The organism is Cryomorphaceae bacterium (assembly GCA_017798125.1).
Classification (GTDB): domain Bacteria; phylum Bacteroidota; class Bacteroidia; order Flavobacteriales; family ECT2AJA-044; genus ECT2AJA-044.
Map to the genome: position 1 here is coordinate 604,934 of CP059070.1, position 11,242 is coordinate 616,175.

The 11,242-nt window shown below is 49.8% G+C and carries 11 protein-coding genes; 10 read left to right on the forward strand and 1 reads right to left on the reverse strand.

Features of this window, described 5'->3' with window-relative positions; genetic code table 11:
* Positions 1 to 151 precede the first annotated feature (151 nt).
* Complete coding sequence (locus tag HZ996_02610) at positions 152 to 445, forward strand: hypothetical protein (protein ID QTN38075.1); 294 nt, start codon at positions 152 to 154, stop codon at positions 443 to 445.
* Positions 446 to 530: 85 nt separating this feature from the next.
* Entirely contained in the window at positions 531 to 1,655 is a 1,125-nt protein-coding gene (locus HZ996_02615) for a hypothetical protein (protein ID QTN38076.1), read from the forward strand.
* On the opposite strand, the gene HZ996_02620 is transcribed toward HZ996_02615, so the two are convergent.
* Positions 1,633 to 3,336 (reverse strand): hypothetical protein, encoded by a 1,704-nt coding sequence (locus tag HZ996_02620; GenBank protein ID QTN38077.1) that lies wholly within the window; start codon positions 3,334 to 3,336, stop codon positions 1,633 to 1,635. The two genes, HZ996_02615 and HZ996_02620, sit on opposite strands and share 23 nt — an antisense overlap.
* Before the next feature lie 74 nt (positions 3,337 to 3,410).
* Between HZ996_02620 and kbl the strand changes: the two genes are divergently transcribed.
* The 8 genes from kbl (at position 3,411) to HZ996_02660 (ending at position 11,232) form a co-directional block, all read left to right on the forward strand.
* Entirely contained in the window at positions 3,411 to 4,598 is a 1,188-nt protein-coding gene (kbl, locus tag HZ996_02625) for a glycine C-acetyltransferase (protein QTN38078.1), read from the forward strand.
* 173 nt (positions 4,599 to 4,771) lie between these two features.
* The gene (gene rplM, locus HZ996_02630) at positions 4,772 to 5,230 is read left to right on the forward strand and encodes a 50S ribosomal protein L13 (protein ID QTN38079.1); all 459 of its coding nucleotides are present in this window, start codon (positions 4,772 to 4,774) and stop codon (positions 5,228 to 5,230) included.
* Positions 5,231 to 5,233: 3 nt separating this feature from the next.
* A complete protein-coding gene (rpsI, locus tag HZ996_02635; GenBank protein QTN38080.1) occupies positions 5,234 to 5,620 on the forward strand; it encodes a 30S ribosomal protein S9 in 387 nt (128 codons plus the stop codon).
* 110 nt (positions 5,621 to 5,730) lie between these two features.
* Complete coding sequence (gene rpsB / locus HZ996_02640; GenBank protein QTN38081.1) at positions 5,731 to 6,495, forward strand: 30S ribosomal protein S2; 765 nt, start codon at positions 5,731 to 5,733, stop codon at positions 6,493 to 6,495.
* A gap of 39 nt (positions 6,496 to 6,534) precedes the next feature.
* Positions 6,535 to 7,368 carry an elongation factor Ts gene (locus HZ996_02645; GenBank protein ID QTN38082.1) on the forward strand — a complete coding sequence of 278 codons (834 nt, stop codon included), beginning with the start codon at positions 6,535 to 6,537 and terminating at the stop codon, positions 7,366 to 7,368.
* An 80-nt stretch (positions 7,369 to 7,448) separates the two neighbouring features.
* Positions 7,449 to 8,156 carry a UMP kinase gene (locus HZ996_02650; protein ID QTN38083.1) on the forward strand — a complete coding sequence of 236 codons (708 nt, stop codon included), beginning with the start codon at positions 7,449 to 7,451 and terminating at the stop codon, positions 8,154 to 8,156.
* Between the two features lie 38 nt (positions 8,157 to 8,194).
* A complete protein-coding gene (frr, locus tag HZ996_02655) occupies positions 8,195 to 8,758 on the forward strand; it encodes a ribosome recycling factor (GenBank protein QTN38084.1) in 564 nt (187 codons plus the stop codon).
* Between the two features lie 68 nt (positions 8,759 to 8,826).
* Complete coding sequence (locus HZ996_02660) at positions 8,827 to 11,232, forward strand: carboxypeptidase-like regulatory domain-containing protein (protein QTN38085.1); 2,406 nt, start codon at positions 8,827 to 8,829, stop codon at positions 11,230 to 11,232.
* The last annotated feature ends 10 nt before the right edge of the window (positions 11,233 to 11,242 follow it).

Sequence of the window (11,242 nt, forward strand, 5' to 3'; positions counted from 1 at the left end):
ATAAATTAGAGGTAGGAATCGAAATTCGATTAATGAAGTCTGACGGTTGCTTGGTTAAAACTTAATACTGAAACAACTTGGCCGGCCATTGGGCCTTTAAATTTGTACCTGTGTAAATCGAGAATCGTTCCCCGCTAAATACCTGCTCACCATGGGTAAAGTGCACCGAATCATCAACGTCAAAAACATCACTTCGGATATGCTCGAGAGCATTAAGCATACCTATCCGTATGGGTACGATGACGACGATATGATCAAATTTGTCAACGCCGCTGGTGAGACGGTCTCCGCCCTTCCCATTGAAACCGAAGATGGGGATTACCTGATCAAAATGAATGTGGAAATGATCAATGCGATCGATGCTTTTTTAGACGAAGGAGGAGACGATGATGCCCAAGGTGAAGAATTAGAGGCAGAAGCTCCTGATTCTGCCGCGGAGGACTAATAAAGACGGCAGATTCAAAACTTTCAATTTTTTTTGAACCTCAGACGAAGAAGGGTGTTAGTCTTCTTGAATAAACCCTTTTGATTTGAGCACACAAGTTTCATCGAACGCACCTATCGAGCTCGCAGAAACCCTACGCGCCCGGTTAGCCCTCTTTCCAGAGACGGCTAATAGTGAACGTGAAACGGCGGCTAGACTCAAGCATTTCCTCACCGAATTTAAACCGACCCGATTTGTTGATCATGTAGGTGGATACGGAGTTATTGCCGAATGGAACTCGGGAAAAAAGGGGCCTACTGTTATGGTCCGAGCCTGCATGGACGCGGCCGCAGAAGGGCATACCTACGGACATGACGCCGAAATGGCCGCGGTTGCCGGTTTAGCTCCGCTTATTCAGGAGAATATGCCCAAAACGGGAGCGCTGGTTCTTGTATTCCAGCCCGCCTCGACCACTGGAACCGGCGCCCATGCTGTTTTCTCAGATGATAAGTTCCGACCCTTCAAGCCGGATTGGATCATTGGATTTGAACCGATTCCGGGCGAGGAATTAGGAACAGTGGTCTTTCGAGAAGGGGCGATGACTACGGCGAGTAAAGGATTGACCATCAAACTACACGGTAAAGAGAGCGACATTAGCTCCGCCCTTGGTGCTGTGCATCCCTTGAAAGGAGTCATTCGTCTTTCCGAGCAAATACTCGATTTGTCTGCCGATGAGAAGTTTGAGCAGTTTGTGCAAACCAATGTGGCGCATATTCGATTGGGCGAAAAAGTCTTTCACACTTCACCAGGGTATGCTGAGTTGAGCGCGACCGTACGTGCTCGGAAAAAGAGAGAGCTGGACAAAATGGCCAAGCGCATTGTGGACTATGCGCAAATCGCCGGGCAAATTCATGAACTAGGTGTGGATGTCACTTGGCATGACGAGTTCATCGCTATTCGCAATGGCGAGGGTACAGCGAAGGTCGTTGAACAGTGGAGAAAAGCTTCTGGCCATCCCGTTCGCTTATTGGATGAACCGTTGCATTGGTCCGATGACTTCCAGCATTACTTGAAGGGTCTCAACGGTGTATTCATTGGTATTGGAGCGGGACAAGATGCCCAACCGAGAGGCTCGGAAGGATTCGATCTTCCCGAGGCTTGGACGGGCCAGACCCATCAAATCCTATGGTCCATGGTTCAGGACAGCTTTAAGCGTCTTTATTCTTCTTAAAGAGACCGCGCTTCTTCTCCGGCTCTTCCTGATCCGTATCAGCACCTTTTTCAGCCTTGCGTTCTTCTTTTTGTTCTTCCTTCACCTTCTTCCGGTAGGCGCGATCCTGTTTGTGCGTTTTGGTCCGCAAGACGGAATGAATGAGGCCATCGAGTAGGCCTTCGATCCAATGGCCAATAAAGGCCTTGTACGGTTTATTGGCTACGGCCGCTTCTCCGATGTGCAGGCCGAATTTATCCGAAGGATTGTTCTTGTGATAGACGAGGCCTCCAAATGCATTGGTGAAGAAATTGATCATCCCGCTCTTCTGTTGCCCTGTCTCCTTATCGACCAAGGCAACCTCTAGGTTGCTGTACCTGAAGTCCACGTCGCCAAAGGTGGTGTCTTTGGTCCCGCGAAGGTCGAAAGCCAGAGAATTGACTTGTCCACTCTTGATGGACAAGTTTCCTGAGTGCTCCAAAAACTCCCGCATGATTTGAAGGTTCGTGGGCTCCATGGTACCCTTCAGCGTGTAGGGATAATGATCTCCATAAAGGTATTCTGCACGGACCTCGGTGTAAGCCTTGCCCTGAAGCATGATGGAGCCTTCCATAACTAGGGCCGGCTCTCTTCGGTTCTGGTTCTGCAAACCCTTGAGGGCGGCATTCATGTCATTGAGCTCAATGCGCGCGGCCACGGTTCGCTCTCCGTGTAATTCTTCAATGACCATATGACCATTCTTTACCACAGCCTTATTCAATCGGAAGTCCATAGGAATGGCCTCGACCAACTCTTGAGGATACTTTTTCACATGGTCGGGGAAGGGCAAGCGACCGTCCTTGAAGATTTCGGCGTACGGTGCATTCAAATACAATTCGGAAAGGTGAATGAAGCCCGAATCAATGGCCTCAGGTCGGGTCATAAACCAATTGGGAACTTGAATATCCCAGCGCGCCTTCTTCCAGCCAAAGTGGTGACCGTAGGCAATCTTGCCCAAGTTGGATTCCATATGTAGGCCGTATCCGGCGAACAACGTATCGCCCCAAAGCACTTCTACACTATCGATATGCACGACGTAAATGCTGTCCGGAAACTGAAAGTACACATCTGGAAGTATGAGTTGTCCCTTGGACATGTCAATGACCTCTGTGGCTTTTCCGTTAATCTCCAAGTCGGTCATCAAGAAGTCTAGGCCAGCGGAAAACTCAGTGGGCCCTTCCGGGTTGAAGATCATTGACCCATTCGAGGTTCTGATCTTTTTGACCTGCAGCTTTAGTCCGCCAATTCCACCGTCCTCGGCAGGCACGGGCGCAGGTTTTAAAGCGGTGTCCTTGGGGGCCAATGCGTAGCCCTCGAAGACGGGGCGGTCGATAGCTAGGCTATCGAGCCGCAGGCTCCCAGAACTTAAAAACTCCGCACTGCTGAAGCCGTATAGCTTGATGCTCTCCACATCGAGGGTCCAGTACTCCTTGTCCTCATCCCCTCGGGTCAACTCGATATCGTAGAGCATGAGCTCTCCGCGCTGCAGGTTGAGCTTGCTCTTGTCGTAGTCGAAGGTCCAGCCGTCTCCCAGCTGATTACGGACTTGCGACTTCAGCATTTCATTGACTTGCCGCAAGACCAGGAGATTGCCCGACAGAAAGAATCCGCCGACGAGCACCACCACGATGCCCAAGACAATCCACAACCATTTTCTTTTCATACCGTTCTAAGGTACATAAATCCCTTTTTCTGAACGCATGAATTGCGCTAACTTGCGCTCCAAATACCCTTGATATGTACGGATCCATCCAATCTTTTTTGACCGAAGAACTCACCGCCATCGAAGAAGCGGGGCTCTATAAAAAAGAACGCATCATTACTGGACCGCAGGACGCTGTCATCCAAATCAGCACCGGCGAAGAGGTGATCAACTTTTGCGCGAACAACTACTTGGGATTGAGTTCGCATCCGAAAGTGCTTCAAGCGGCGAAGGACGCTCTGGACTCTCATGGATTCGGCATGTCCAGCGTTCGCTTTATCTGTGGAACTCAAGATATTCACAAAGAATTGGAGCAAAAGATCGCCGATTTCTTGGGTACGGAAGACACCATATTATACGCCGCGGCTTTCGATGCCAATGGAGGCGTTTTTGAACCGCTCTTGGGCCCGGACGACGCCATCATCAGCGACTCTTTGAACCACGCTTCCATCATCGACGGAGTTCGTTTGTGCAAGGCACAGCGCTTTCGCTACAAAAACAACGACATGGCGGACCTTGAAGAGCAACTGAAAGCCGCTCAAGGTGCGCGCCATAAAATCATTGTGACCGACGGGGTATTCTCCATGGACGGCTACGTGGCTCAACTGGATAAAATCTGTGACTTGGCCGATCAATACGACGCCATGGTCATGGTCGACGAGTGCCACGCCACCGGATTCATTGGTGCTACGGGTCGCGGAACGCACGAACTCAACGGCGTAATGGGCCGTATTGACATCATTACGGGAACCCTCGGAAAAGCCCTTGGTGGGGCTATGGGTGGATTTACTTCGGGCCGTAAAGAGATCATCGACATGCTTCGCCAGCGCTCTCGACCTTACCTCTTCAGCAACTCCTTGGCCCCTTCCATCGTTGGAGCCAGTAACGCTGTTTTTGACCTCCTGAGCGGAAGCACAGAATTGCGCGACAAGCTGGAGTGGAACACCAACTACTTCAAGAAGGGCATCAAGGACGCCGGTTTCGATATCAAAGACGGAGATAGCGCCATCGTTCCCGTAATGCTTTACGACGCCAAATTGAGTCAAGTCATGGCCGATAAACTCCTCGAAGAAGGAATCTACGTCATCGGCTTTTTCTACCCTGTCGTTCCGAAGGAACAAGCGCGGATTCGCGTGCAACTCAGCGCAGCGCACGAGCAGGAACACCTCGACAAGGCCATTGCCGCCTTCACCAAGGTGGGCCGTGAGTTAGGCGTGATTTGAGCCTACGGCTCGATGCCCCCAGGCCAACATCTTTCCTCCACCAGAGAAGACCCTCTGGTTATCAACACTTTTTCGTTTATAAAATTGGGCTAACGATATTATTGTCGTAAATTCGCAGCCCGTTTTTGAGAGGACTCCATTGTGAGTCAGGTAATTAATTAAAATTCAGTCAAGTGGACCAATTGAGCTACAAGACGGTTTCGGCCAACGCCGCCACAGTGAACAAGAAGTGGGTTTTGGTGGACGCGGAAGGGCAAACACTAGGTCGTATGGCCTCAGCAGTTGCCAAGATGTTGCGCGGTAAACACAAGCCAGACTTCACCCCACACGTGGATGGTGGTGACTACGTCATCGTTATCAATGCCGATAAGATCAGCTTGTCCGGACAGAAGTGGGATCAAAAACAACACATTCGCCACACAGGGTACCCTGGAGGTCAGCGCAGTCTGACTTCTCGCGAATTGTTCGAGAAAGATCCTATCCTTTTGATCGAGGGCGCTGTTAAAGGTATGTTGCCGAAGAACCGTCTAGGTCGTAAGATCTTTAAGAATCTTCACGTATTTGTTGGTGCAGAGCACCCGCATGAGGCGCAAAAGCCCGAAGCAATCAACTTCAACGAAATCAAACTTTAAGCAATGGAAATCACGCACGCATTAGGACGTCGTAAGAAATCAATTGCTCGCGTTTATTTGTCAGAAGGTAAGGGGAACTTTACCATCAACAACCGCGCGATCGAAGATTACTTCCCGACTCCAACCCTCCGTTACAAAGTGATGCAACCCTTCACTATAGCGGACATCGTCGGAAAGTACGACGTAAAAGCGAACATCGAAGGTGGTGGAACCACTGGACAAGCGGAAGCCCTTCGTTTAGGAATCGCTCGCGCTCTTTGCGAGATCAACGAAGAATACCGCGCACTCTTCAAGCCACACAGCTTGCTCACTCGTGACCCACGTATGGTCGAGCGCAAGAAATTTGGTCAGAAGAAAGCTCGTAAGAAATTCCAGTTCTCTAAACGTTAATCGGAATCCCTTACACGGTTTAGCATCTAAATCAGTCGGATGCCTACGGGCCTACCTCCTGATTGCTTAACCTCTCATTAAGTCTTACAGAACGTAAACCAATTTGCATTATGCAACCAATTGAAATTGAAAAACTGTTAAAATCAGGTGTACACTTTGGACACTTGACCCGCAAGTGGAATCCTGCGATGGCTCCTTATATCTTCATGGAGCGCAACGGAATCCACATCATCGACCTCAAGAAAACGGCGGCCAAACTCGACGAAAGTCGTAAGGCGCTGGCATCCATTGCAGCCAGTGGAAAGAAAATCCTCTTTGTGGCGACCAAGAAACAAGCGAAAGAGATCTTGGAAGAGCAAATGAAAGGATTGAACATGCCTTACATTACCGAGCGTTGGCCAGGTGGAATGCTCACGAACTTCGTGACCATCCGCAAAGCAATCAAGAAGATGCAGACCATCGACAAGATGATCGCAGACGGAACCTTCGATTCACTATCAAAACGCGAACGCCTCCAAGTGACTCGTCAGCGTGCGAAACTCGAGAAGCAACTCGGAAGCATCGCGGATATGAATCGTCTTCCAGGTGCCATCTTCATCGTGGACATCATGCGCGAGCACATCGCCGTGAAAGAAGCGCAGAAATTGAACATCCCTACTTTCGCACTCGTTGACACGAACTCTAACCCTAATGAGGTAGACTTCGCTATCCCAGGAAACGACGACGCTTCTAAAGCAATCAAAGTAATCTTGGAATACGTTACCGACGCTGTGAAAGAAGGCCTTTCTGCTCGTAAAGCAGACAAGGATGAAGCTCCTGCAGAGAAGAAGGAGAAGAAAGCAGCGAAGAAAGAAGAAGCTTCAGCAGCTAAATAATTCACCCAGTCTTTAACATCACATTTTTAGATCAGTAAAATGGCGAACATTACTGCCGCAGACGTAAATAAGCTCCGCAAGCAGACAGGAGCTGGAATGATGGATTGTAAAAAAGCTTTGGTAGAAGCCGAAGGTGATTTTGACGCAGCCATCGACATTCTTCGTAAAAAAGGACAAAAAGTAGCTGCTAAGCGCGCCGATCGTGAAGCGAGCGAAGGAGCTGTTTTGGCCACCACCAACGGAGATAACACTACAGGTGTTTTGGTATCTGTGAACTGTGAAACCGACTTCGTTGCGAAAAATGAAGGGTTTGTTGAATTGGCAACCAGCATTTTGAATGTTGCTTTGGCCAACACTCCAGATACTAAAGATGCATTGTTGGCACTTTCTTTCGACGACACCATGACTGTTGGAGAGAAATTGACCGAGCAGACCGGTGTTATCGGTGAGAAAATCGAAGTTTCTGCATACGAGAAATTGGATGCTCCGTTTGTAGCCGCGTACATCCACGCTGGAAACAAATTGGCGAGCTTGGTAGGATTGAGCGGAGTTCCTTCTGCTGACGATGCAGGGAAAAACGTAGCAATGCAAGTTGCCGCGATGAGCCCGATCGCAGTAGACAAGGACGGTGTTGATCAAGCGACCATCGACCGCGAGCTGGAAGTGGGTCGAGACTTGGCACGTCAAGAAGGAAAGCCAGAGGAAATGCTCGATCGCATTGCTCAAGGCCGCTTAGGTAAATTCTTTAAGGAGAACACCTTGATGTCCCAAGCCTTCATCAAAGAAAGCAAGCAAAGTGTTGCGGATTATTTGAACTCCGTGGACAAAGGTTTGACTGCAACTGCATTCAAGCGCGTTGGCCTCGGCGGTTAATTCGCCCACCACAACCTTTAAAGGAGAGACTTAGTTCTCTCCTTTTTTTTGCTCTAACTTTACCCAAACAACTGCACGAGATGAAATACAAAAGAATTCTACTGAAACTGAGCGGAGAGGCCCTCATGGGGGACAATAGTTACGGCATTGATCCCAAGCGCATCAGTGCGTACGCTGAAGACATTAAGAAAGTTGTTGAAGCGGGAGTTGAGGTCGCCATTGTGCTCGGTGGAGGAAACATCTTCCGCGGACTTGGCGCATCGGACCAAGGGATTGACCGAGTACAGGGAGACCACATGGGTATGTTGGCTACGGTCATCAACGGATTGGCCATGCAGTCTGTGCTGGAAGGAATGGGCGTACAAACGCGCCTCCAGTCAGCCATTGAGATGGACAAGGTAGCCGAGCCGTTTATTCGACGCCGCGCCGTTCGCCACTTGGAAAAAGGACGTATTGTTATTTTCGGAGGTGGTACGGGCAATCCATATTTTACAACGGACACGGCAGCAACCCTGCGCGCCGTAGAAATTGAGGCAGATGTGATTTTGAAAGGAACGCGCGTTGACGGTATCTATTCAGCCGACCCGGAGAAGGATAAAAATGCTGTGCGCTATCAGAATTTGACCTTTAAGGACGTTTACGAAAAAGGATTGAACGTCATGGACATGACGGCCTTTACACTGAGCAAAGAGAACCACCTGCCCATCATCGTATTCGACATGAATACAGCCGGGAACTTGGAGAAAGTTGTCCGAGGGGAGAACGTTGGAACTCTAGTTGAGAACTAGAATTTGATATCTTAGGCCACCCGAAAAAGCAGAAGGAGATGAACGAAGAACTCGATTTAATCTACGACACCACTCGCGAGTCCATGGACAAGAGCATTGTCCACTTGGAAAAAGAGCTATTGAAAATTCGCGCCGGCCGTGCAAACCCCAGCATGCTCAGCTCCATCAAGGTGGATTACTACGGCACAGAAACGCCCCTTTCTCAGGTGGCCAACATCAACACCCCTGATGCGCGTACGCTGACCGTACAACCTTGGGAAAAGCAGATGATTCCAGAGATCGAAAAAGCCATTATCAATGGCAACCTCGGTTTCAATCCCCAAAACAATGGTGAGTCCGTGATCATCAACATTCCACCTCTAACGGAAGAGCGACGTAAAGACTTAGTCAAGCAAGCTCGCGCTGAGGCGGAGCATGCCAAAGTGGGGATTCGGAATGCGCGAAAAGAAGCGAATGACGAGATCAAGAACTTGCAAAACGATGGCCTTTCAGAAGATTTGGCCAAAGATGCAGAAGCCGAAGTTCAAGGCATTACCAATGCCTACAACACCAAGGTCGACAACCATCTCGAGCGTAAGGAAGCAGAAATAATGCACGTTTAACGCCTTGTGTTGTAACAATTTTGCCAAAGCGCCGTCTTAACGATAGGCGCTTTTTTTATTTTGATGCGATGAAACCTCTACTCACCTTCCTCCTAATCGCTTTGACCTACTCCTTGTCTGCGCAGCAAATGGCTGCCTACGTGGTCGACGACGAATCCAACGAACGACTTGCTTTCGTTCACATCACCTTCGATGATACTCGACGTGGAACCGTAACCGATATCGACGGTCGCTTTTGGTTGGACGAGCCCCTTCCCAAGACCCTGACCCTCTCCTTTGTCGGATACGAAACTAAAACCGTCTCTGTACCACAAGACCTCAGCGGAAAGAAGCCTTTCATCGTAAGGATGACCGCAGAGAACTTTCTCATCAACGAGGTCGAACTGGTCGCCAACGAAAATCCAGCGCACCGCATTGTCCGGAAGGCGGTAGACTTCAAGGATGAAAACAAACCGACCAATTACCCCTCCTTCTCCTATGACTCTTATTCCAAGTTTTTAATCACCCTCGATCTCGATTCACTGGAGGTTCCTGAGGTCCCCTTGACCCGAGAAGACAGCAGTAATTTAGAGGTGAAAGAGTTTTCCGAAAAGCAGCACCTCTTCATTATGGAGAACATCAGTGAGCGGCAATACATCAAAGGGAAAAGAGATAACGAGCGGGTGATCGCGTCTCGCATTTCCGGACTGCAAAGCCCTAATTTTGTGGTGCTCGCCAACGAGTTCCAGAGCTTTAGCTTCTACGACGACTACATTACCGTTCTCGGGGATGACTACCTCAACCCCATCGCAAAGGGGTCCATCAAGCGCTATGTTTACGAGCTTCAAGACACCATTTATACGGCTCAAGGAGATAGCGTTTTCGTGATCGCTTACCAACCCTCCGTACGGGCCAATATCATTGGTCTCAAAGGGGTGGTATACATCAATTCTGACAAGTACGCCATCTCCAATGTGATTGCGGAACCCGCTCTAGAGAATACCGAATTCCCCATCAAAATCCAGCAAATGTACGAGCGGGTAGATGGCGAACATTGGTTTCCAACTCAACTGAACACGGACATTGTGCCACCCATTGAAGCGAACGGAATTGTCCCCAAAGCCATTGGGCGGAGTTACTTGATGGACATCAAAATCAATCCAGACCTCGAAAAGCGGAAGATTCCGAACACGGCAGTCACTTTGGAAGGAAAAGCGGGCAAACGCGATGACGAATTCTGGGCTCCTTACCGCATCGACAGTAATTTGACCGACAAAGAGCAGGAGACCTATAGGGTGCTCGACTCCATTGGAAAGGCAGAAAATATCGATACCAAGCTGAAGGCCTTTCAGTCCATCCTAACCGGACGTTGGCCTATTGGCCCCATCAGTCTGGATCTGGACCGCATCATCCAAGTAAACAGCTACGAAGCCGTTCGGCTCGGCTTAGGTGTGCACACCAACGAAAAATTCAGTGACCGCTTCACCGTCGGTGGCTTTTGGGGATGGGGTTTCCGCGACGGCGCCGCTAAATACGGGTTTGACGGGGAGTATACCCTCAGCAAAGCCAAGGATCTCAAAATTGGGTATGACTACTCGTATGATACGCCCGAGTCGGGAGGAGTTCCTTTCTACGTCGAAGGGCGGAAACTGCTCATCAACGACTATCGCGCCCTGACCATCCGACAGGTCGATATCGCCTCTCGCCACAACGCCTATGTGGCCGTACGCCCACTGAGTAATATGAAAATGCGACTCTTTGGACAATGGGAACGCCGCATTACAGTGGGGGATTACCAATACCTCGGGGACGTCACCGATTCCACCAGCGGATCGCGTGCCTTTAACTATACCGAAGCGGGGGTTTCCATTCAATGGGCGCCAAAAGACCGCTACATGCAAACCCAATTCGGGTACGTCACCATCGACAAAACCTATCCCATTTACACCTTGCAAGTTGCGCGGGGTCTGGAGGGAGTTTGGGGCAGTGACTTCGACTATTGGCGCGTCGATGCCAAATTGGAGCAGCGCTGGCGCATCCGTCATTTAGGCGATTTATACCTCACCCTTACGGGTGGATGGGCCGGTGGCGATCTTCCCTACTCTCGCCTCTATGCCGGCTGGTATAATGGGCCCAACTTCGCCAGCGACAACAACTCATTCGAAACCATGCAGCGAAACGAATTCCTCAGCGATCGCTACGCACAAATTATTCTCCGACACAACTTCGGCCGCATGTTTAAGAAAGAGGACAACAACGCCGCCTTTTGGATTGTCACCAAGGCAGCCTGGGGAGATGCGGAGAATCCGGAGCGTCACTTGAATATCGGGAATCAGACCATGGACCAGGGCTTTTTTGAATCTGGAGTGGAATTTACCCAGCTCTTCAACAACCTCGGTTTCGGAGCTTACTACAGATACGGTCCATACGGGAAGTCAGACTTTTGGGAGAACTGGGCCCTGCGGCTGAATTACCGTTTTTTCTGGCAGGAATAATCCGTACTTT